The 21,305-nt window shown below is 61.8% G+C and carries 21 protein-coding genes; 1 reads left to right on the forward strand and 20 read right to left on the reverse strand.

The features are described from left to right. Positions 1 to 278: UvrD-helicase domain-containing protein (locus Q0G18_RS03745; protein WP_297149609.1), on the reverse strand; the 278-nt coding region annotated here is incomplete at its 3' end. Between the two features lie 279 nt (positions 279 to 557). On the opposite strand from Q0G18_RS03745, the gene Q0G18_RS03750 reads away from it, so the two are divergent. Further along, entirely contained in the window at positions 558 to 1,688 is a 1,131-nt protein-coding gene (locus tag Q0G18_RS03750) for a GTP-binding protein (protein ID WP_297149611.1), read from the forward strand. A gap of 68 nt (positions 1,689 to 1,756) precedes the next feature. Here the strand turns inward: Q0G18_RS03750 and Q0G18_RS03755 are convergent, their stop codons facing one another. The 19 genes from Q0G18_RS03755 to Q0G18_RS03845 all read right to left on the reverse strand — a co-directional run bounded on the left by Q0G18_RS03755 (position 1,757) and on the right by Q0G18_RS03845 (position 21,145). After that, on the reverse strand, positions 1,757 to 2,188 hold the full coding sequence (locus Q0G18_RS03755) for a F0F1 ATP synthase subunit epsilon (protein WP_297149613.1): 432 nt from the start codon (positions 2,186 to 2,188) through the stop codon (positions 1,757 to 1,759). Then, positions 2,181 to 3,638 carry a F0F1 ATP synthase subunit beta gene (gene atpD / locus Q0G18_RS03760; RefSeq protein ID WP_296061274.1) on the reverse strand — a complete coding sequence of 486 codons (1,458 nt, stop codon included), beginning with the start codon at positions 3,636 to 3,638 and terminating at the stop codon, positions 2,181 to 2,183. The genes Q0G18_RS03755 and atpD overlap by 8 nt, the downstream gene beginning before the upstream one ends. A 2-nt stretch (positions 3,639 to 3,640) precedes the next feature. Continuing rightward, complete coding sequence (atpG, locus tag Q0G18_RS03765) at positions 3,641 to 4,579, reverse strand: ATP synthase F1 subunit gamma (protein WP_296061271.1); 939 nt, start codon at positions 4,577 to 4,579, stop codon at positions 3,641 to 3,643. Positions 4,580 to 4,591: 12 nt separating this feature from the next. Next, positions 4,592 to 6,163 carry a F0F1 ATP synthase subunit alpha gene (gene atpA, locus Q0G18_RS03770; RefSeq protein WP_276998278.1) on the reverse strand — a complete coding sequence of 524 codons (1,572 nt, stop codon included), beginning with the start codon at positions 6,161 to 6,163 and terminating at the stop codon, positions 4,592 to 4,594. Further along, on the reverse strand, positions 6,157 to 6,735 hold the full coding sequence (gene atpH, locus Q0G18_RS03775; RefSeq protein WP_297149617.1) for an ATP synthase F1 subunit delta: 579 nt from the start codon (positions 6,733 to 6,735) through the stop codon (positions 6,157 to 6,159). Before atpH ends, atpA begins: the two co-directional genes overlap by 7 nt. Then, positions 6,728 to 7,339 (reverse strand): F0F1 ATP synthase subunit B, encoded by a 612-nt coding sequence (gene atpF / locus Q0G18_RS03780; RefSeq protein ID WP_276998282.1) that lies wholly within the window; start codon positions 7,337 to 7,339, stop codon positions 6,728 to 6,730. The genes atpH and atpF overlap by 8 nt, the downstream gene beginning before the upstream one ends. A gap of 48 nt (positions 7,340 to 7,387) precedes the next feature. After that, complete coding sequence (locus Q0G18_RS03785; RefSeq protein ID WP_158049784.1) at positions 7,388 to 7,606, reverse strand: F0F1 ATP synthase subunit C; 219 nt, start codon at positions 7,604 to 7,606, stop codon at positions 7,388 to 7,390. A gap of 135 nt (positions 7,607 to 7,741) precedes the next feature. Then, positions 7,742 to 8,545 (reverse strand): F0F1 ATP synthase subunit A, encoded by an 804-nt coding sequence (gene atpB / locus Q0G18_RS03790; RefSeq protein WP_296061262.1) that lies wholly within the window; start codon positions 8,543 to 8,545, stop codon positions 7,742 to 7,744. A gap of 21 nt (positions 8,546 to 8,566) precedes the next feature. Continuing rightward, positions 8,567 to 8,848, reverse strand: a complete 282-nt coding sequence (locus Q0G18_RS03795) for a hypothetical protein (RefSeq protein ID WP_297149620.1) — start codon at positions 8,846 to 8,848, stop codon at positions 8,567 to 8,569. Between the two features lie 217 nt (positions 8,849 to 9,065). Continuing rightward, positions 9,066 to 9,530, reverse strand: a complete 465-nt coding sequence (locus Q0G18_RS03800) for a cytidine/deoxycytidylate deaminase family protein (RefSeq protein ID WP_158049787.1) — start codon at positions 9,528 to 9,530, stop codon at positions 9,066 to 9,068. A 311-nt stretch (positions 9,531 to 9,841) separates the two neighbouring features. Then, positions 9,842 to 10,480: a uracil phosphoribosyltransferase gene (upp, locus tag Q0G18_RS03805; RefSeq protein WP_296061255.1), complete on the reverse strand. Its 639-nt coding sequence runs from the start codon at positions 10,478 to 10,480 to the stop codon at positions 9,842 to 9,844. Positions 10,481 to 10,761: 281 nt separating this feature from the next. Then, positions 10,762 to 12,018, reverse strand: a complete 1,257-nt coding sequence (gene glyA, locus Q0G18_RS03810) for a serine hydroxymethyltransferase (protein ID WP_297149623.1) — start codon at positions 12,016 to 12,018, stop codon at positions 10,762 to 10,764. Positions 12,019 to 12,153: 135 nt separating this feature from the next. After that, complete coding sequence (rpiB, locus tag Q0G18_RS03815) at positions 12,154 to 12,600, reverse strand: ribose 5-phosphate isomerase B (protein ID WP_297149625.1); 447 nt, start codon at positions 12,598 to 12,600, stop codon at positions 12,154 to 12,156. Between the two features lie 30 nt (positions 12,601 to 12,630). Further along, the gene (glpK, locus tag Q0G18_RS03820; protein WP_297149627.1) at positions 12,631 to 14,127 is read right to left on the reverse strand and encodes a glycerol kinase GlpK; all 1,497 of its coding nucleotides are present in this window, start codon (positions 14,125 to 14,127) and stop codon (positions 12,631 to 12,633) included. Between the two features lie 55 nt (positions 14,128 to 14,182). Beyond that, the gene (locus Q0G18_RS03825; RefSeq protein ID WP_297149629.1) at positions 14,183 to 15,148 is read right to left on the reverse strand and encodes an alpha/beta hydrolase; all 966 of its coding nucleotides are present in this window, start codon (positions 15,146 to 15,148) and stop codon (positions 14,183 to 14,185) included. Positions 15,149 to 15,226: 78 nt separating this feature from the next. Next, complete coding sequence (locus Q0G18_RS03830) at positions 15,227 to 15,835, reverse strand: L-threonylcarbamoyladenylate synthase (RefSeq protein WP_297149631.1); 609 nt, start codon at positions 15,833 to 15,835, stop codon at positions 15,227 to 15,229. Between the two features lie 176 nt (positions 15,836 to 16,011). Then, complete coding sequence (locus Q0G18_RS03835) at positions 16,012 to 18,210, reverse strand: FAD-dependent protein (RefSeq protein ID WP_297149632.1); 2,199 nt, start codon at positions 18,208 to 18,210, stop codon at positions 16,012 to 16,014. Then, positions 18,207 to 19,598 (reverse strand): aminoacetone oxidase family FAD-binding enzyme, encoded by a 1,392-nt coding sequence (locus tag Q0G18_RS03840; protein ID WP_297149634.1) that lies wholly within the window; start codon positions 19,596 to 19,598, stop codon positions 18,207 to 18,209. Before Q0G18_RS03840 ends, Q0G18_RS03835 begins: the two co-directional genes overlap by 4 nt. Before the next feature lie 119 nt (positions 19,599 to 19,717). Next, positions 19,718 to 21,145: a sodium:alanine symporter family protein gene (locus tag Q0G18_RS03845; RefSeq protein WP_297149636.1), complete on the reverse strand. Its 1,428-nt coding sequence runs from the start codon at positions 21,143 to 21,145 to the stop codon at positions 19,718 to 19,720. Positions 21,146 to 21,305: the final 160 nt, after the last annotated feature.

Raw genomic sequence — 21,305 nt, forward strand, 5'->3', positions numbered from 1 at the left:
ACGCACATGCTGTGGAAGGTGGAGACCCACATGCCGCGACACCGCGGCCCGATGATGCCCTGAAGGCGCTCGCGCATTTCGGCAGCAGCTTTGTTGGTGAAGGTGATCGCAAGGATTTCCCACGGCGCCACGTCCAAGTCCTCCACGAGATGGGCGATACGGTAAGTGAGGACGCGCGTCTTGCCCGACCCCGCGCCCGCCAGTACCAAAAGAGGGCCTTCCGTGCACTGGACAGCTTCGGCCTGAGGGCCGTTTAACGTGGCGATGTCTACGGGCATAAGTATCTTCTCCTGCATACTGCGAACGGGAAATGTATGGATGCGCAACACGGCCGCGCAAGAAGAGCCTCGCGCGGCCGGCATCAGTTCATGTGTCGTCCCCGCATTGTATCGCAGCACGACGAGCCCGTCCCACTTGCGGCGGGCGCTGCGCGAAAGCCACAGCTTTTGTTCGATTGCACGCAGTTTCGCATAGAGATAGCCGCGCGCAAAGCGCCTTTGGAGTAAAGTAGACGTAAGCAAACTGAAGCAAACGGACCAATTGCAAAGGAGCGTTTCATGGAAGAAGAGAAGCCGATTAAAATTATCCTGCTCACCGGGTATCTCGGAGCAGGCAAGACAACGCTGTTGAACCACATCCTCGCGAACGAGGAAGGCATCCGCGCTGCGGTCATCGTAAACGACATCGGCGAAGTGAACGTCGACGCAGCGCTGATCGATTCGAACGGGTTCTCCGAGATGGACGGCGACCTCATTCCGCTCACGAACGGCTGTCTGTGCTGCACGCTTTCCGATGACCTGGCGAACCAGCTAACCGACATCGCAAACGCGGGCAAGTACGACTACATCATCATTGAGGCATCGGGCATCTGCGAGCCGATTCCCATCGCCTACATCATCTCCGACTTCTGCGATCAGACGAAAAACGAGGGACACGCGCCGCTCGATTTGGACAACATCGTGGCCGTTGTGGACTGCGCGCGCATGTACGACGAGTTCAACGGCGGGCGCGACCTGTTGGAGGAAGACATCGACGAGGACGACATCGAGAGCCTGCTCATCCAGCAAATCGAGTTCTGCTCGACGCTTATCCTGAACAAGGCCGACAAGGTAACGCCCGAGCAGATGGACGAGCTGAAGGCAATCGTTCGCAGCCTGCAGAAGGAAGCGGTCATCGTGGAGGCGACGCGCGGTGACGTGCCGATGAGCGAGCTTCTCGACACGAACCGCTTCGACTTCGAAAAGGCCTACAACTCTGCTGCCTGGGCAGATGCGATGGAGCACCCCGAGGAGCACGACGACCCTGAGGTTCTCGAGTACGACATTGAGACCTTCATCTACAAGCGCCGCAAGCCCTTCGACCTCGATAAGCTCAACGAGTACGCGGAGGGGTGGCCCACAAGCATCATCCGCGCGAAGGGCATCATGTGGGTGACCGAACATCCGGACATGGCATACGTCTTCGAGCAGGCGGGCCGCCAGATGACGATGGACGAGAGCAGCATGTTCGTCGACGCCGCAACCGAAGATGAGCGCCAGCAAGCGATCACCGAGTACCCCGAGATCATGGAAGACTGGGATCCCGAAGTGGGCGACCGCATGAACAAGATTTGCTTCATCGGACGCCACATGGACAAGGAAGCCCTCATCGCCGGCCTCGACTCCTGCCTCGTCGATTGGCATAAGTAAGCGAACAAAAAGGCCGACCCCCTCATCGGGAGTCGACCTTTTCTTTTCAAGTGATGGCTGCGATAAGCCTACTTCACAGCACCAACAGCCTTGAGCTGAAGATCGTACCACTCCAGCTTGGTGCGGTGCGTTTCCAGCAGAGCCGCCGATTGGTCATCGCCCTTGCCCTCGAGCTGAGCGATAACCTCACGAAGCTTCGCCGCTTTAGCGGTGAGTTCCTCGACGTCGATGCTGTCGACATCCTTGCCCATGCGAGCGAGAACCGACAGGTTGTTGTCGAGCACCTGGGCGAATCCGCCGTACGTCACAAAGTAGCGCTTATCCTTGCCGGCCTCATCGAGCGTCAGCGTCAACACGCCAGGGCGGTTGGTGCACACGAACATCTCGTGGCCGGCCATAACGCCGAGGTCGCCCTCACTGCCCGGGATCTGAGCGTACTCGATCTCGCCGTGGAACAACTCGCGGGTCGGAATAGCCACCGTGCAACGGAATTTAGGCATTGGCTTTTTCCTTCGACTCGTTGTAAGCAGCGTACACCTCGTCGATGGAGCCCTTCAGGCGGAAGAACTGCTCAGGAATCTCGTCGCACTTGCCGTCGAGGATATCACCGAACGAACGGATGGTGTCCTCGAGCTTGACGTACTTGCCGTCGAGGCCGGTGAACTGCTTGGCCACATGGAAGCACTGACCGAAAAACTGCTGCGCCTTACGGGCACGGTTCACGATCAGCTTCTGCTCTTCGGAAAGCTCGTCCATACCAAGGATGGCGATGATGTCCTGGAGGTCCTTGTAGTTCTGCAGGAGCTCCTGGATGCCGACAGCCACGCGGTAGTGCTCCTCGCCGACGATCTGCGGGTCGAGTGCGCGGGAGGTGGACTCCAGCGGGTCGACGGCCGGATAGATGCCGAGCTCAGCGATGGAACGGGAAAGAACCGTCTTCGCATCGAGGTGCGTGAACGTGGTGGCCGGAGCCGGGTCGGTCAAGTCGTCAGCAGGAACGTAGACGGCCTGCACCGAGGTGATGGAACCGGTTGCGGTCGAGGTAATGCGCTCCTGGAGGTCGCCCATCTCGGTAGCCAGCGTCGGCTGATAGCCTACAGCGGAAGGCATGCGGCCGAGAAGTGCGGACACCTCGGAACCAGCCTGGGTGAAGCGGAAGATGTTGTCCACGAACAGAAGCACGTCCTGGCCCTGATCACGGAAGTACTCGGCTTCGGTCAGGCCAGCGAGGCCGACGCGCAAACGCGCTCCCGGCGGTTCGTTCATCTGACCGTAAACCAAGCAGGTCTTGTTGATAACGCCGGAGTCGCTCATCTCGAGGAACAGGTCGGTACCCTCACGGGTACGCTCGCCTACGCCGGTGAACACGGACGTGCCGCCGTGCTCCTGGGCGAGGTTGTTGATGAGCTCCTGGATGATAACGGTCTTGCCGACGCCTGCGCCGCCGAACAGGCCGGTCTTGCCGCCCTTGATGAACGGCTCGATGAGGTCGATGGCCTTGATGCCGGTCTCGAAGATCTCCGTCTTGGTGGACAGCTGATCGTAATCGGGGGCCGGGCGGTGAATCGGCATGTAGCCGGTCACATCGGGCATCGGCTTCTCGTCAACGGGCTCGCCCATGACGTTCCAGATGCGGCCGAGGGTCTCGTTGCCAACCGGCATCATGATCGGATGACCGGTGTCGAGCACCTCGAGGCCACGAACCAGACCGTCAGTCGAGCTCATAGCAACGGAGCGGACGAGGTTGCCAGGAAGATGCGTTTCGACTTCGAGAACGACATGCATGTCGCCCGCGAGCGTCTTCGCGTCAACCGTAAGAGCGTTGTAGATTCCCGGCATGGATTCCGCGGGGAATTCCACGTCGACAACAGGACCGACGATACGCACAATGCGGCCGGTAGCGCCCTTGCTGGCCTCGAGCTCCTCTCTTGTAAGCAAATGTTCACTCATATTTAATCCTCCAAAGCCGCTGCGCCACCGACGATTTCCGAAATCTCGGTCGTAATGGCGCCCTGACGGACGCGGTTGTACAGTCTGGTCAACGTTTCGGCCATCTCGGTAGCGTTGTCGGTTGCCGACTTCATAGCCGTACGACGAGCGCCCTGCTCTGCTGCGGCCGAATCAATCAGCGCGTAGTAGAACGTGTTGCGCAGGTACGCCACCATGAGCTGGTGCATAACGGTTGCAGCATCGGGCTCGAAGTCCACATCGCCGGGGATCTTCTTCTCCCCATCGCGATAAGGCTCGAGGACATCCTCTTCCTTCGGCTCCAAACCAAGTACCTCGGCGAAGCTCATCATGTTGATCGGCAAAACCTGCTGCACGACGAGCGTCTGCTCGGCACCGTTCTTGGCATGATTGAACACGAGGGTAACCTCGTCAATCTGCCCGTTCTCGTAGCCGTGGTTGTAGCCTTCGCCGATGTAGGCCGAAATCTCTGCAGCCTCTTCGTAGGTAGGATCTGCAGACAGATCGCGGAACTCGAAGATCGGCTTGACGCCACGGTAGTTGAAGTAGCCGATGGCCTTCTTACCGCAAGCGATAACCTCAACCTCGATGCCCTGCTTTTCCTTCGCCTTGATAAGCTTCTCGGCTTCGCGGAGCACGTTGCTGTTGAAACCGCCTGCAAGCCCACGATCCGACGTGACCACAACGACGACGGCACGCTTCACCTCGTCATGCGTGATCAGCAGAGGCTCGGAATCGAGCGGGGCGTATTTCGCCGTGCTGATCAGCATGTCGGAGATGCAGTTAGCCCAAGGAAGCGCATTGAACACACGGTCGGTGGCGCGACGGATCTTCGCCGCCGCGACCATCTCCATCGTGCGCGTAATCTGCTTCGTCGAGGTGACGGAGTTGATTCGCCTTTCTATGTCGTGAAGGTTGGGCATATGATACCTACCTTACACCGAAGGCGAAAACTGGGTCTTGAACGCCTCGATAGCGGCATTCAGCTCGGTCTTGGTCTCGTCGGTGAACTTCTTCTCGGTCTTGACGCTCTCAACGATGGCAGGCTTAGACGCATGCAGGTACTCGATGAGCTCGCCACGGAAGCGAACGACATCGGCAACCGGGATATCGTCGAGGTAGCCGTTACCGCCAGCATAGATGGCGATAGCCTGATCGTAGAAGGACATCGGAACGTAACGACCCTGCTTCAGAAGCTCGGTCATGTGAGCGCCGCGGTTCAGCTGATCCTGGGTCGCCTTGTCGAGGTCGCTGCCGAACTGCGTGAATGCCTGCAGCTCGCGGTAAGCGGCCAAGTCGAGGCGCAGGGTGCCTGCGACGGACTTCATAGCCTTGGTCTGAGCGGAGCCGCCAACGCGGGAAACCGAGATACCAACGTTGACTGCCGGTCGCTGGCCCTGGAAGAACAGGTCCGTGGACAGGAAGATCTGGCCGTCGGTAATGGAAATCACGTTGGTCGGAATGTAAGCGGAGACGTCGCCAGCCTGGGTCTCGATGATCGGCAGAGCCGTCATGGAGCCGCAGCCGTACTCGTCGGACATCTTGACTGCACGCTCGAGCAGGCGAGAATGCAGGTAGAAGATGTCGCCAGGATATGCTTCGCGTCCCGGCGGGCGACGGAGGGTCAGCGACATCTGTCGGTAGGCCACCGCCTGCTTGGACAAGTCATCGTAGATGATGAGCACATGGCGTCCCGGGTTCTCCGGGCCTGCGGGCTTGCCGTCTTCGCCGTTGTAGACGAAGTACTCGCCCATTGCAGCACCGGCCATAGGCGCGATGTACTGCAGCGGAGCGGAATCAGCAGCCGTTGCGGACACGATGATCGTGTACTTCATGGCGTCGTAACGCTCGAGGGTCTCCATAACGCCGGCAACCGTGGAAGCCTTCTGACCGATTGCAACATAGATGCAGATCATGTCTTCGTCTTTTTGGTTGATGATGGCGTCGATGGCGATTGCGGTCTTACCGGTCTGGCGGTCGCCAATGATAAGCTCACGCTGACCACGTCCGATAGGAATCATGGAGTCGATAGCCATGATGCCGGTCTGCATCGGCTCGTGAACAGGCTTACGGCTGATGACGCCAGGGGCCTTGAACTCGACCGGGCGGGTGCCTTCGGCCTCGATCTCGCCCTTGCCGTCGATCGGCATGCCGAGCGGGTTCACGACACGGCCGAGCAGGCCTTTGCCGGACGGAACCTCCATGATGCGGCCCGTGGTGCGGACCTGATCATTTTCCTTGATTGCGGTGACGTCACCGAGAAGAACGGCGCCGACCTCATCCTCTTCGAGGTTCTGGGCCAAGCCGAACACGGTCTTACCGTTGGATCCGACGAACTCGAGAAGCTCGCCAGCCATCGCGTTCTTCAGACCGTCAACACGAGCGATGCCGTCGCCGACCTGGATAACAGTACCGACCTCGCGGGAATCAACGCTCACTTCAAGGGAGGCCAACTGCTTACGCAGCGCTTCGTCAATGGACTGTGCGGTAATTTCAGTCACTAGCATTCACCTCCATCTGTTTTCTTCTTCAGCACGATGCGCGCATTGTTGAGCTGGCTAACCACGCTCGCGTCAATGCGCTTGTCGCCCGCGCTCATGATGATGCCGCCCAAGATGGACTTGTCGATACGCTCGCGAAGAACGACCTTCATGCCCAGCTCGGATTCGGCTTTTTGCTTGATGATGTCGCGCAGATGGTCATCGAGCTCAACAACCGTGGTCACATCGAGGATGCACAGGTTGAGCTTGGTTTCCACCTGGTTTTCGTAGCTTGCACGGACCTGCGGGAGCAACTTGATCTCACCGCGCTCTGCCATGACGGCCAGAACCTCGGTGAAAGCAGGGTTGCACTGCGCAAAAGCCGCACGTGCAATCTGGGCCCTCTGTTCGGGCGTGTACGCCGCGTCTTCCAGAGCGCCTGAAAGATCGACATTCGTCCGCATCACGGAGACGATCTTCTCCGCCTGTTCGCGCACTTCGAGAACAGCGTCTTGGCCGCCGGAAGTGTTCGCGGCATCGAGGAGTACCGATGCGTACGCGGCGATCTTCTCTTTGGTGATGAGGCGGTTATTAGGCATTGAAACTGCCCGCCTCGGTCACGTAATGCTCGATGATCTTGCGGTGCTCATCGTCGTTCAGGTCGTGGCCGACAAGGCGAGAAGCCACGTCGACGGACAGATCGGCGATAGAACCCTGCAGCTCGGCGACTGCGGCCTTTTTCTCGGCCTCGATCGCACCGCGAGCCTTTTCGATCATCTGGGCAGACTCAGCCTGGGCCTTGTTGGTGATGTCGGCCTTGACAGCCTCGCCCGTAGCCTTCGCATCCGCGATGATCTTCGCGGACTGAGCCTTGGCTTCCTCGAGCTGGCGCTTGTACTCGGCAAGCGTGCGCTCGGCTTCCGCCTGGGCTTCCTCAGACTTCTTAAGGGCTTCCTTGATGGTGCTCTCGCGCTTCGTGATGATGTTGTCAACCACGGGCCAACCGAACTTGGCCAGCACGATGAGAATGATGATGAAGGCAACGAGCATCGGAATGAACTCATTCATATCGGGAATGAGCACCGCGATGCCTTCTTTCTCCTCAGAGGCGAACGCGAGGGTGGGGAAAGCACATGCAAGGCTTGCTGCAGATGCAGCTGCGACACCGGCCTTTGCCAACTTCGTCTTCAGTTTTGCTTTCACTCATCCACCTTCTCTCTCAGCGTGTATTTCTAAAACGATACAGCCGATTTAGAAGATGAAGGTAAGAACGAAGCCGATAAGGGCGAGTGCCTCAGCCAGAGCGCCGAAGATAAGCGCGTTGGTGAAGAGCTTGCCGGCGAGCTCGGGCTGGCGAGCAGAACCAACGCACAGGCCATAGCCGCAAAGACCAAGACCAATGCCTGGGCCGATGGTGCCGAGGCCGTAGCCGACAACCTTCAGGGCTGCGATAACGAGAGTAGCTTCCACTTTTCCTCCTTTTTTCGTTTCTGAGCCTTTTCTCAAAAACTGCTTTACTTATGTCTCTCGGCGTTTCTAACGGAAACGTCGTTGAAACCGAATCGGTGCGCCTTTCGGCGCGATGCGGGCGCGGCCCGCGCGGTTCTAGTGCTCGCTCTGAGCGAGGCCCACGTACACGGCCGTCAGCACGGAGAACACGTATGCCTGCAGGAAGGCAACGAGGCATTCGAGCGCGTACATGGCGATAAGGAACACAGCCCATGCAATCGCGGCGACGCCTGCGGGATTGGCGAACGAGATCAGATCGAGGATGAAGAACTGGGTCATGATCGCGAAGATGCCAAGGATCATGTGGCCGGCGAACATGTTGCCGTAAAGTCGAACGGCAAGGGTCAGCAGGCGGATGACCAGGGAGAAGAACTCGAAGAACCAGATGATGGGAACCATCGGCTTAGGAAGGCCCGACGGAGCGATGGACTTGATGTAGCCCCAGCCGCCCTTGGCCTTGATGCCGTAGAAGTTGAAGTACAGGAAAGAGAGCAATGCAAGTGCGAACGTGACGGACAGAGTGCCGGTCGGCGTCTTCGCGCCCGGGATAAGGCCGATCACGTTGGAGATAAGGATGAAGAAGAACATGGTTGCGATGAACGGGATGTGCTTCTTGTAGCCATGACCGATGGCGCCCTCGCCCATGTTGCGGCGAACTGCGTCGTAGCCCCACTCCACAAGGCCTGCGAACTTGCCCTCGGGAACAACCTTGATCTTGCGCACGCCCACGAGCACGCCCACGATCACGATCGCGCAGATGATGATCATCCAAAAGGTGTACTGGGTGATTCCGACGCCATTGCCGAAATCGAAGACGAGCGTCGAGTTGAACGACTCGCTGAGCTCCTCAATAGGAGCGGAGATATCGTTCAGGGGATTGCCCGTTAGTTCAAAAGCCATGTACCTCTCCTTTTTCCTTCTCTATCGACGCTTCGACAAAAACACGCCGAAGACAATAACCCCGACCACGAATGCGACAAGTTCCGCAACCGCATACGCGAGCGCGACGTCAGGCGCAACGAGCTTGCACACGACCATACCCGCGACGAGGATGGCAAACGACGCGGCAATGGTCAAAAGGAAAGGGCCGAGGAGATTCAAAGACTTGGTCGGATCGACCGCGCGGATTTTCTTGATAGCCACATTGAACGGGATGACGCTCACCAGTCCAACGAGCACCGCGACGATGATTGCTACTACCATGTCCTTCTTTCCTTGACCCTCTGCGCGCACTGCGCCCTTCTAAAAGCCTTTCGTATAATAGCCGAATGTGAAGGAGTCGCGAAGGCGCCGTAGGAAACACGTCCTTTTTTCGGGTGAGCGGTCATTTGCGCGCGCTTGGCCGAAAAGAGGGACCGCTCACACGCGAGCCGCCTTGCTGAGACGCTTCTTGTGACTCGTATTTTTCGAGGTCAATCCTTTACTTGTTCGCCGGTTCGAACACCCTAAGCTTGATTCCTGCCTCCTCGAGCATCGACATGGCGAGCTCGTCGGGATAGGGATTTTGGTAGATGATCTCCTCGATGTCAGCGTTGATGATCATCTTCGCGCACACGACGCAGGGCTGGGTGTTGATGTAGATCGAGGCGCCCGCGATGTTGATTCCGTAGCGCGCGGCCTGGATGATCGCGTTCTGCTCGGCATGGAGCCCGCGGCAGATCTCGTGGCGCTGCCCCGAGGGAACGCCGAGCTGCTGGCGCAAGCATCCAGTCTCGGCGCAGTGTGCAAGTCCCGCCGGCACGCCGTTGTACCCCGTCGCGAGGATGCGGCGCTCCTTCACGATGACGGCCCCCACCCCGCGCCGCATGCACGTCGTACGCGTGGCGACCTGGTTGGCAAGCGTCATGAAGTATTCGTCCCAGCTGGGTCTCTTATCTTGAGTCATTGGAATCCATCCCTCACATGGCGAGAGCGCGGCGGCGCTCAGTCGCTCGGCAGTCCTGCTCGCGCGAAAGCGCCACTGGCGCTTTCGGCTCGCGCGGAACTCGCTTTGTGAGCGCCGCCGCGTTCTCGACCACTTGAAACCGTACTGTCCCCGACCGACGCTCCGCGCGTTCGGGGACGCGCCCGCTCGGGCGCATAGACAGGGAAATAACAGTCCACAGGACTCCCTGTCCCCGACCGACGCTTCGCGCGTTCGGGGACGCGCCCGCTCGGGCGCATAGACAGGGAAATAACAGTCCACAGGACTGTTATTTATTTCGTACCGAAGATGCGGTCGCCGGCGTCGCCGAGGCCGGGGACGATGTAGGCCGCGGAATTGAGTCCCTCATCAATGGCGCAGGTGTAGATGTGCACATTGTCGTCGGCGGCGAGAACAGCGTTGATGCCCTCCGGCGCGGCGACGAGGACCATAAGCTTGATCTCGCCGGTGACGCCGCGCGAGCGCAGGTAGGTGACGGCCGAGATGATCGAGCCACCCGTCGCGAGCATCGGGTCGACCACGAGCACCGTGCGGTTGGCGATGTCCTCGGGCATCTTGTCGTAATAGGGAACCGGCTCGTGGGTCTCCTCGTTGCGGTACATGCCCAGATGCCCCACGCGCGCCGCAGGGATCAAGTCGAGCACGCCGTCGACCATACCAAGCCCGGCACGGAGGATGGGCACCACCGCGAGCTTCTTGCCCGACACCCGCTTGCAGCGCGCCGTGCAGATGGGGGTTTCGACGTCCACGTCGGCCAGCGGCAGATCGCGCGTTGCCTCGTAGCCCTCGAACAGGGCAAGCTCGCGCACGAGCTCGCGGAATTGCTTGCAAGAGGTCGTTTTATCGCGCAGGATGGAGAGCTTGTGCTGCACCATGGGGTGATCGACGAGAGTGACGCGGCTGTTGTCCATTGGGTCCTTCTTTCGGTCGAAGTTAAGCTTCCACAAAGAAAAGGGCCCGCGGTAAGCCGCGAGCCCTTCACCGTTTGATGCGATTCTACCAGCATTGCGCCGCCGCGTGAGCCACAACCGACGCATGCACCGACTAAGAATTCAGGAAAGCGTCATTTCCCGATCCGCGCCGAAGGGCCGAATCGCGCATTCGTGCCCATCCTCACGGAAAAGGATTGAGAACTCGTCCACCTGCCGCAAGATGTCATCTGCCCGACGGGCAGCTTCCCAACGGGCGGCTTCTAGTACTCCAAACCCGGATAGAGCGGATGGGCCTCGAGCATCGCGTCGACCTTCTTCCTGATGTCGGCGAGCTTCGCGTCATCGTCGGCGTTGAACACCGTGCCCGCGATGCACAGACCGACCTCGTAGAAGTCGTCCTTCGTGAAGCCGCGCGTGGTGGCTGCCGCAGATCCGACGCGGATGCCGCTCGCCACGAAGGGGCTGCGCTGCTCGTTGGGGATGGTGTTCTTGTTCACCGTGAGGCCGACGCGCTCAAGCAGCTTCTCGGCGTCCTTACCGGTGACGTCAGCGGGCGTGAGATCCACGAGGCACAGGTGATTGTCCGTGCCACCCGACACCAGGCGCAGGCCGCCGTCGGTCATGCCCTGGCCGAGCGCCTTCGCGTTCTCGACCACATGGTCGATGTAGGTTTTGAACTCGGGCTTGAGCGCCTCGCCGAACGCGACCGCCTTGCCAGCGATCACGTGCATGAGCGGGCCGCCCTGCGAGCCGGGGAACACCGCGGAGTTGATCTTCTTGAAGAGCTCCTCGGAGTTCGTCAGGATGAAGCCGCCGCGCGGGCCGCGCAGCGTCTTGTGGCTGGTCGAGGTCGTGATGTCGGCATACGGCACGGGGCTGGGATGCGCGCCCGTGGCGACGAGGCCGGCGATGTGGGCCATGTCCACCATGAGGTAGGCGCCCACCTCGTGCGCGATCTCGGCCATGCGCGGGAAGTCGATCGTGCGGGGATAGGCGGAAGCGCCGCCGACGATGACCTTCGGGCGAACCTCCTTCGCCTTCTCAAGAAGCGCGTCGTAGTCGATGACCTCGGTCACAGGATCGACGCCGTAGGATTCCGCATGATAGAGCTTGCCCGAGAAGTTCGCCGGGCTGCCGTGGGTGAGATGGCCGCCGTTGTCGAGGCCCATACCCAAAATGGTGTCGCCGGGCTTGATCAGCGCGAAGTACGCCGCCAGGTTCGCGTTCGCACCGGAATGGGGCTGGACGTTCGCGAACTGCGCGCCGTAGAGCTTGCAGGCGCGATCGCGCGCGAGATCTTCCACGATGTCGACCTTCTCGCAACCGCCGTAATAGCGCTTGCCGGGATAGCCTTCCGCGTACTTGTTGGTGAGCACGCTACCCATGGCCTCCATGACAGCCGGACTAGTGAAGTTCTCCGAAGCGATGAGCTCGACACTCGTGCGCTGACGTCCCAGCTCAGCGCGAAGAACGTCGGCGACCTCGGGATCGCTTTCACTTACATATTGCAACGTCATATAACTCGCCCCTTCCAGAGCCCGAAAAAAGTATGCGCCCACTCTAGCACAATGAGCAGGCGCAATTGTTACAACTTGGTTAGGGGAAGCCTTCGTTGGTCAAGGGAAAAATGACTCAACCGGGAAGCGCGGCCGCTACGCCGAGGGGGTCTCGAGCGCCATGAGCTTCTCGACGCGGCCCGCATGACGACCGCCGCCGAAGTCGGTGGACAGGAACACGTCAAGGATGCGCTTGTTTTCCTCCACGTCGACGAAGCGACCAGACAGCGTCACGATGTTGGCGTCGTTGTGCTCGCGGCACAGCTCGGCGAACTGGGTGTTGATGACGTTCACCGCGCGGATGCCGTTGATCTTATTAGCGGCGACGGCCATGCCGATTCCCGTTCCGCACACGAGAACGCCGTACGTTGCCACGCCGCCCGCGACCTCATGGGCGACCTTGGCGGCGAAGTCGGGGTAATCGACGCGATCGTCGGAGTCGGGACCCAGGTCGTGCACCTCGTAGCCCTTCTCCTTAAGGAAGGCAGCCAAAAGCTGCTTCTGCTCGAAGCCCGCGTGATCGCTTGCGATGCTGATAATCATGTTCCTACTCTCCCTTATGTCGTGAACTTGCTACTTCGTCTTCGTATGCCCCACCGCGCGCCGCCATCCTTCCAAAAGTTCGGCATGGCGCGTGTGGTCCATCTGCGGCTCGTAGACGTCATCGGTCGTGCGCAGCCCGCGCAGCTGGTCGGTGCTCTCCCAAAAGCCCGTCGCCAAACCAGCCAGGTACGCGGCGCCGACAGCAGTGGTCTCCGCGTTTTTCGGACGATGAAGCGACGTGCGAAGCATATCGCATTGGAACTGCATGAGGAAGTCGTTTCTCGACGCGCCGCCGTCGACGTTGAGCTCGGAGAGCTTCACGCCTGAGTCGGCCTCCATCGCCACCACCAAGTCATGCACCTGGTAAGCGAGCGATTCGAGCGCCGCACGAACGAAATGGGCGCGAGTCGATCCGCGCGTGAGGCCAACGACCGTGCCGCGCGCCTCGGCATCCCAGTACGGGGCGCCCAGGCCGGTAAAGGCGGGCACGATGTAGACGCCCTCCGCGCTATCGACGCTGCGGGCAATCTCGCAGGTGTCGGCCACGTCGTCGATAAGGCCCATCTCGTCGCGCAGCCACTGCAGAAGAGCACCCGCCATAAACACGCTTCCCTCGAGCGCATATTCAGGTCCCTTTGCATCAGGCGCGCTCGCGGCAACGGTAGTGACCAGGCCGTTTTTCGACTCGCACGCCTCGCGCCCCGTGTTCATAAGAAGGAAGCAGCCCGTACCGTAGGTGTTCTTCGCCTGGCCGGGCGAAAAGCAGCACTGCCCGAACAGCGCCGCCTGCTGGTCGCCCGCAATGCCACGGATGGGCACGCCGGGGAAGACGGCGGGGTTTCTCGTCACGCCGAAGTCGCCCGACGAGGGGCGCACCTCGGGAAGCATCGAGGCGGGGATGTCGAACAAATCGAGCAGCCACGGGTCCCATTTCATGTCGTGGATGTTGAAGAGCATGGTGCGGCTCGCGTTGGTGACGTCGGTGGCGAGAACCTCGCCCTGCGTGAGCGCCCATAAAAGCCACGAGTCAACCGTGCCGAACGCGAGCTTCCCCTGGAGCGCATCCTCGCGAGCGCCGGGAACGTTGTCGAGAATCCAGCGGATCTTGCTGGCGGAGAAGTACGCGTCGGGGACAAGCCCCGTGCGGCGCGTGACTTCCGCCGCGACATCCGGGGCACCGCACAGCTCCTCGACGAGAGGCGCCGTCCGACGGCACTGCCACACAATGGCGTTCGCCACCGGCTGCCCGGTCTCGCGGTTCCACACGACCGTGGTCTCGCGCTGGTTGGTGATGCCGATGGAGTCGATGTCGTCAGGCCCCAAATCGTTCGACACCAGAAGCTCCGTCAGCGCACCGAGCTGGGAGGATAAGATATCGCGCGGGTCGTGCTCGACCCAGCCCGGCTTGGGGAAGATCTGCGGGAAGGGGTTTTGCACCACATCCGCGACGCGCCCCTCGCAATCGATGAGCATCGCCCGCGAAGACGTGGTCCCCTGGTCAAGCGCGACAACATAGGTTTTCGACATGATCATCTCCTCGAAGGGACTCCCGATGCTTCCAGCAAATTGTGGAATCGGGAAATCAGCTGATATGGCGGTCGATCCAGGCGAGCACGTCGTCGTAGACCTGCTGCTTGCCGGGCTCGTTCAAGATCTCGTGACGCATGCCCTGGTAGAGCTTCACCTCGACGTCTTTGATTCCTGCCTTCTCGAACAGGGCGGCCGTGCTTTTCACGCCGCGCCCCTTGTTCCCCACCGGGTCGAGCGTGCCGGCGACGAGAAGGATAGGCAGCTCGGAGGGAATCGCGAGCGCCGAATCGAGCGTCGCGACCTCGGCAGTAAGGCTCGTGAGCGTCGCGTAGGCGCCAGCCGTGAACGTCTGGCCGCACAGGTCGTCGGCAATGTAGGCATCGACGACTGCGGGATCGGTGGAAAGCCAGTCGAGAGGCGTGCGCGCGTCTTTGACGGCCTTCGAAAAGGCCCCGTCCGCAAGGCTGTGGAGCAGCTTGCTGCGCGTGCGTTCCCCCTGCTTGGCGGCGACTCGGCAAGCAAGAGCGTGTCCCATCTTCGACTTCACGACGGGCTCGTTGCCGGTGCCGCAAATCACGGCGCCCGAAAGGCCTTCCGCATGGCGGGACAGGTACGCCCGCGTGACAAAGCTTCCCATGGAATGCCCGAAGATGAAGTAGGGCGTCTTGCGCGAGAAGCGGGCGCTCACCGTTTTTCGCATCTCGTGAACGTCCTCGATGAGGGCGTCCTTCCCGCAATCGAGGGGCATGTGCCCCAAGTCCATCGGGTCGGTGACCGAGCGGCCGTGTCCGATGTGGTCGTGGGCGCACACCGCAAAGCCAACACTCACAAGGAAGCGAGCGAAATCCTCGTAGCGGCCGATGTGCTCGGACATGCCATGGACGATCTGCACGATTGCACGAGGAGCGGCACCCGATGTGCCATGCGAGGCAACGGGCTGCCATAATACCCCTTTTATCTGGGAAGACTTGTCGAACGACCTGAACCCTACCGATGATTTCTCAACTGGTTTGGACACGAGACTCCCCCTTACGCCAAAGCGATTTTCCCGTCGCCCCTCAGTATAGCGGGAAAGCCCCGCGCGCGGACAGGCAACCTACGAAAGTGACTTGATGTCCGCGATGGTGATGGCACCTTCACGCACGATCACGGGATGGTCCTGCGTGCAGTCGACGACCGTTGAGGCGATGCCGCTCTTGGAGCCGTCTTCCCCGTCCGAAAGCACCGCGGAAATCTGGGAGCAAAGGCCAGCGTCGAGGTCGTCGAAGGAGCCCGCTGGGCGTTTTCCCGACACGTTTGCCGAGGTCGTTGCAAGGGGGCACCCTACCGCGTTGATCAGCTCGAGCGCGCAGGCGTTGTTCGGCATGCGAAGGCCGATGGTGTTGGTGCTCGAGCGGAACGCCTCGGGGACTTCGTCCGACGCCTTCACGATCAGCGTGAGGGGGCCCGGCCAAAACGTTCGGGCGAGCACGAAGGCGAACTCGGGGACGCAGCGACCGAAGCGCGCAAGGTCGCCTTGCTGGGAGACGAGCCACGAGATGGGCTTTGCCTTCTCGCGGCGCTTCAGGCTGTACAGGATATCGGGAGACGCGGCGTGGCGAATAGAAACGCCCAGGCCATACACCGTTTCCGTGGGGAAGATCGCGGGCTGTCCCTTCTTAAGGACAGACGCCGTGACCGCAATCGAATCGGAAAGACGCGCCAATGGAACCACCTTTTCAAGCACTTGTCGTTCGCCGTGCACGTTTTGCGCGCAGCGGCGTGCCATAAATTGTAGCACTCGCGGCTTTGCGGGGCCGCGAGCGGATTGGCGGGCACAAGGCCGAGATGGCAACGAGCGAGGGCTGACTAGCAGGTGGCGAGCAGCGGGCGCGAGTGGTGCTAGCGGGAAGAGAACTCGGCCGCGATCGCCTCGGCTACGCGCAGGCCATCGACGGCAGCGCTCATGATGCCGCCCGCGTAACCTGCGCCTTCGCCGCACGGATAGACACGAGTGGCCGGTTCCTCGTCCGAAGCGGGTGAATCGCTTGCCCATCGCGCCTGAAAGTTCTTTCCGCGAACCATGCGGATGGGACTTGAACTGCGCGTTTCGGGGCCGGTGAGCACAGCTGCGGGGTCGGCGAACCCGTGCAGCTTCGCATCGAGCAACGGCAGGCCTTGCGCAAGCGCGTCGCAGATGAACGCGGGAAGGCACTCGCGCAGGTCGCACCAAACGACACCACGCGGGTAGCTCGGGCGCACGACCAGGCGGCGATGCGATTCAGACGCGCCCACGCGGCGAGGATACCCAGACGCGACCGTGCGGCAGCGAGCCTCGGACACAGCCGCAACCGTACCACCCGGCTGCTTGCCTTCAGCTTGCCCACTCGAAGATGTAGCACCCGAAAGAAAATCCCCCACCGTCTGCGCGGGCGCGGCATAGGGCACCCCGCCGTTGCGGCGAGCAAGCTCGAACGCCGCATGCTCGACTTCGCGTTGCAGGCGGACACCTTCCATGACGTCGTTCCCCGGCAAGTCGTCGGGTCGCACGTCGGCGAGCAGCGCGCTGTTGGAATTCTCGCCATCGCGCGCGAAGCGGCTCATACCGTTCACGACGACGACGCCTTCCTCACTTGCCGCCGCGACGACTTCCCCACCTGGGCACATGCAGAAGGTATACACGCCGCGAGTTGCATTCTCGCTTGCAACATCCGTGTGAGTGCCGTCCGTGCGAGCGGGGACGCGCACCGCCATCTTGTAGTCGGCGGCACCGAGCGCCGCGTGCTTTGCGGCCGCACCGTACTGCGCACGGTTGATGAGCGACTGCGGATGCTCGATGCGCACGCCCATCGAGAAGGGCTTGCGCTCGAGAGCGAACCCCCGATCACGGGCGAGCTCGAAGACGTCGCGCGCCGAGTGCCCGCACGCGACGATGACGCGCGAGGCTTCAACCGCCTCACGCGCGCCCGTACGAGAGTCCTCCAGCACGACCGAGCGAACCGCACCGCCCGACAGCTCGATATCAGCCAAGCGGGTGAGGAAACGCACTTCGCCACCTGCGGCAATGATGCGCTCGCGAATGCTTTTCACGACGGCGGGCAGCTTGTCGGTACCGATGTGGGGCTTCGCCTGCCAGAGAATCTCGTCAGGCGCCCCCGCCTGGACGAACGCCTCGAGCACATGGCGGATATGCGGGCTTTTCGTGCCCGTGGTCAGCTTGCCGTCGGAAAACGTGCCAGCGCCGCCTTCCCCGAACTGCACGTTCGCCGCCGCATCGAGCGGGCCGCCCACGTTGAAGGACTCGATGGCCGCCGTGCGCTCATCAACCGCGGCACCGCGCTCGACCACAAGCGGGCGCAGACCCGCTTCCGCCAAGTACAGCGCGCAGAACAGCCCCGCCGGGCCCGTGCCTGCGACGACGATGCGGCCATCAGATGATGCCACATGCGACCTTAAATCAGGAATCGTGAGCGGCGCAGGCGGCTCGTATGCACGAACATTTACCCCGCGAGCGGGGGAAAGCACGTCGTAGGCCATACCTCGCGCAAGACGGACGGCATAGGTGGCGTTGAAGTGAACGCTCGACTTCTTCCGCGCATCGACGCTACGCTTCACAAGGGAAAACGAGGCGATGTCCTCGGGCGCGACCCCAAGCGCGGCGGCGATTGCGGTGCGCGAGAGGCTCTCCGCATGGGAACCCTCCGCGGGCGCGACAAGCGCGGGAGGGGTCGCGGGCGCAGCGGGGGTCGGGTGCTCTGCCCCAGCCGCACGCGGGACAGGGGTCAGGCGGTTTGCCTCGCTCGCAAGGTCATTCAGCCCTGCGTCAAGCGGAAGCGCGACGTTGGACACCTCGATGAACTCCGCTCCCTCGAGCGCACTTGCGTCGAAGGAGGCGCCACGATGCGACGTTCGGCCGTCATGTTGGCGGGAAGAGACTTGTGATTTGGTCTTTCCCCCGCGATGGGGACGACCTGCCGCCTTCTTGCCACCGCCTGGCCCCTTGCTGCCGGTGGACAGCTTGTCGCCGCTCATCTTCTTGCTGCCGCCTGCCCTCTTGCCAGCGTTCGCGCCCTTGTCGCCGCGGGTATCCTTCGAGCTCATTTCCCTTTCCCTTCCCCATCGGCCGACACAGCACTGCGAGCAGCAGACACGCCCGCGAGCAGGCCCGATGACCATGCCCAATGCAGGTTGTAGCCCCCGCAGGGAGCATCGACGTCAAGTGCCTCGCCAGCTGCGAACAGACCCGACGCGCACACGGCCTCCATCGTTTCCGGATCAAACGCCGCAATCGAAAGCCCACCACGTGAGACCTGGCACTGCTTCGCGTCGCCGATGCCTCGAACCGTAAGGCGCAAGCCGCCGATGACACGCGAAAGCGCAAGGACGTCTTTCTTGGAAAACGGGCGCACAGGATCGATTCCCGCGCACTTGCAAAGCACCTGTGCCACCTGGGGAAGCATCGCGCCGCGCAGCACGTCCTCGGCTGCAATCTGGCCGTTCTCGCCCAGGCGCGCCGAGAGGTGCTTGCGCCGCGCGAACAGCCACGCATCTCGCTCGGCGGCGGGCATATGCGGCAGGAAATCGATTGAGAGCACGTCCCCCTCGCAGGCCAGGCGCGACAGGTTGAACACGCACACGCCCGACACGCCGTAGTCGCGGAACAAAAGCTCGCCCTCCTCGCGCGCGACGAGGCTTCCCGAGCGCTCGAGCGAGACGGCGCACTTCACGCGGATGTTGTTCAGCTGTCGCGTGATGCGCGAATCGGTGGCAAGCGGCCCCAAGACCGGTCGCGTCGGCTCGCACGGAATTGCGGAGGGCATATCGACGGCGCCCATGCCACGCCCGCCAACAGCGAGAACGACCTTTTCGGCATGAGCGATCGAGCCGTCGGAAAAGCGCAGATGGAAGCGTGTCTTTCCTTGCGCAGGCAGCTCGATTGCGCGAAGGGATTTCCCAAACTCCACGCGCGCACCCGACGCATCGAGGGCGGCGCGCAGCACCTCGAGCACCGACGACGCCTTGTTGGCGGCCGGATACATGCGGCCCTCGCCCTCTTCGCGCCACATAAGGCCCAAGTCGGAGAAGAATCGCTGCACAGGCGCTTCGAAGACGCTCGCAGATCGGGTGCTTTCCCGACCAGGCGCTTCGAAAGCGCCCGCAGGTTGGGCGCTCCCCTGCGCGGAGGTTCCGTAGGCTCCTACAGGTTGAGCACTCCCCCACTCGGAGACCTCCGAAAGGCGCGAAAGCGAGCGCAGCGCGGCTTCCACGAAGTCGGCGTTGCGGTAACATGCGGGGTCTATGTGGGCGTTCGAGAAGTTGCAGCGGCCGTTCCCCGTCGCGAGGATCGAGCGGCCGACGCGCTCGGGGTCGGCCTCGAAGAGCACGATTTCGCACTCGTTCGCCGCGCCGAGCCGCGCAAGTTCGTTTCCGGCGGCGATGGCTGCAGCCAATCCGGCCGCGCCGCCGCCTATGATGGCAATCTTTTTCATGATGTAAGAGTATAGGCGATGCGGGGCACCGCTTTCCGCTGACTTCCCTTCGCCTCGCAAACAACAAGGGCGCCCGACGGCGCCCCTGGGGAAATCTATCGACGCGTTTGCAGCCGCACCTACTTCGAGGAAATCATCGGGATTTCCCGCGTGTCTTCTTCCTCGATGTTGCCCTCGTAGACGTAGTGTTTCGTCTCGTGGCAGATCAGCCCCGAAAGCAGCAGTATGGCGATGATGTTGGGAATGGCCATGAGCGCGTTGCCGATGTCGGAGATAGTCCACACCACGTTGCCCACGCCGATCGCGCCGAGGAACGCGACGAGAACGTACACGATGTGGTACGGCAGGATGGCGCGCTTGCCGAACAGGTAGGCGGCGCAGCGGTTGCCGTAGTACGACCAGCCGAGAATCGTGGAGTACGAGAACGACACCATGCCGATAACGAGAATCGGCGTTCCAACATAGGGAATGGTGGCGAACGCGGTGGAGGCGAGCTGCGCGCCGGTGTAGAACGTCGGGTCGGCAAGCACCTCCGCCTGGATTTCGGGGTGCGCGATCATCGTCGACACAAGCACGATGCCCGTGAGCGCGCAGATGACGACCGTGGACCAGAACGTGCCGGTCATAGCGACGAGCGCCTGCTCGGCGGGGTTTTTCGTCTTGGCGGCCGCCGCGATGATGGGGGCGGAGCCGAGGCCCGACTCGTTGGAGAACAGGCCGCGGGCGCAACCGAACTGCAGCGCCATCAGAAGGCCGGAGCCGACCGCGCCGCCGAACGCGGCCTTCGGCGTGAAGGCGCACTCGAAGATGAGGCCGATCGCGCTGCCGAGAACGGGCGCGTTCATCAGCAGGATCACGATGCACCCGCCGGCGTAGGCAACTGCCATGACGGGAACGAGCTTCTCGCAGACGTGCGAAATGGACTGCACGCCGCCGAAGATGACGATGCCCACCAGCACGACGATGGCGATGCCAACCGCCCAATCGGGGATGCTGGGAATCGAAGACGTGATGATGCCGGTCATGGACGTCGCCTGCACCGCCGAGCCCGTGCCAATGGTGGCGACGACAGCGAACGCGGCGAACGCGATGCCGCCGAGCTTCGCCCACCAGGGGCGCGTGCCGTCTTTGCGCGTGAAGGCGCGTTCCCACACGTACATGGCGCCGCCGAGCATGTTGCCCGCATGGTCACGCACGCGGTAACGCACCGAGGCGTAGACTTCCACATACTTTGTGGCCATGCCGAACACACCCGTGATCCACATCCAGAAGACGGCGCCCGGGCCGCCTGCCAGGATTGCCGTGGCAACACCGACAATCGACCCCGTGCCGATGGTCGCGGCAAGCGCCGTCGCAAGCGCGCCGAAGTTGGAGATATCGCCCTCGCCCTTTGAGGTGCCGCCGCCCCACGACATGCGAAGCGCCTGAGGCAGCTTGCGTTGGATGAAGCCCGTGCGAACGGTGAGAAAGATATGGGTGCCGAGCAGGAGCGCGATCATCGCAGGCCCCCACACGACTGAGTCAATGGTGTTTAAGATTTCAATCATAGTGGGTTGGTATTGTAAAGGAAATGCAAACGCTCGCGCAGGCGCATTCCCCGAACGGCAACGAGAAAACATCGCAAGGCGCGCAAGAATTGTCCGCACGATGCTATCGGCTGCCCTGCGATTCTCGTCATTCGCCGCAAGCGCAGGAGCGCAGGCGCGC

It is taken from the genome of uncultured Ellagibacter sp. (assembly GCF_934636505.1).
Classification (GTDB): domain Bacteria; phylum Actinomycetota; class Coriobacteriia; order Coriobacteriales; family Eggerthellaceae; genus Ellagibacter.

Excerpts from the sequence above, each read along its gene's own strand:
- Q0G18_RS03800 (WP_158049787.1), bottom strand. The coding sequence starts at position 9,530 with ATGACTCAAGATAAGAGACCCAGCTGGGACGAATACTTCATGACGCTT.
- Q0G18_RS03795 (WP_297149620.1), bottom strand. The coding sequence starts at position 8,848 with ATGGTAGTAGCAATCATCGTCGCGGTGCTCGTTGGACTGGTGAGCGTC.
- Q0G18_RS03840 (WP_297149634.1), bottom strand. The coding sequence starts at position 19,598 with ATGAAAAAGATTGCCATCATAGGCGGCGGCGCGGCCGGATTGGCTGCA.
- Q0G18_RS03750 (WP_297149611.1), top strand. The coding sequence starts at position 558 with ATGGAAGAAGAGAAGCCGATTAAAATTATCCTGCTCACCGGGTATCTC.
- glyA (WP_297149623.1), bottom strand. The coding sequence starts at position 12,018 with ATGACGTTGCAATATGTAAGTGAAAGCGATCCCGAGGTCGCCGACGTT.
- atpH (WP_297149617.1), bottom strand. The coding sequence starts at position 6,735 with ATGCCTAATAACCGCCTCATCACCAAAGAGAAGATCGCCGCGTACGCA.
- Q0G18_RS03835 (WP_297149632.1), bottom strand. The coding sequence starts at position 18,210 with ATGAGCTCGAAGGATACCCGCGGCGACAAGGGCGCGAACGCTGGCAAG.
- Q0G18_RS03845 (WP_297149636.1), bottom strand. The coding sequence starts at position 21,145 with ATGATTGAAATCTTAAACACCATTGACTCAGTCGTGTGGGGGCCTGCG.
- rpiB (WP_297149625.1), bottom strand. The coding sequence starts at position 12,600 with ATGATTATCAGCATCGCAAGCGATCACGCGGGCTTCGAGCAGAAGCAG.
- atpA (WP_276998278.1), bottom strand. The coding sequence starts at position 6,163 with ATGCTAGTGACTGAAATTACCGCACAGTCCATTGACGAAGCGCTGCGT.
- atpB (WP_296061262.1), bottom strand. The coding sequence starts at position 8,545 with ATGGCTTTTGAACTAACGGGCAATCCCCTGAACGATATCTCCGCTCCT.
- Q0G18_RS03755 (WP_297149613.1), bottom strand. The coding sequence starts at position 2,188 with ATGCCTAAATTCCGTTGCACGGTGGCTATTCCGACCCGCGAGTTGTTC.
- atpD (WP_296061274.1), bottom strand. The coding sequence starts at position 3,638 with ATGAGTGAACATTTGCTTACAAGAGAGGAGCTCGAGGCCAGCAAGGGC.
- upp (WP_296061255.1), bottom strand. The coding sequence starts at position 10,480 with ATGGACAACAGCCGCGTCACTCTCGTCGATCACCCCATGGTGCAGCAC.
- glpK (WP_297149627.1), bottom strand. The coding sequence starts at position 14,127 with ATGTCGAAAACCTATGTTGTCGCGCTTGACCAGGGGACCACGTCTTCG.
- atpG (WP_296061271.1), bottom strand. The coding sequence starts at position 4,579 with ATGCCCAACCTTCACGACATAGAAAGGCGAATCAACTCCGTCACCTCG.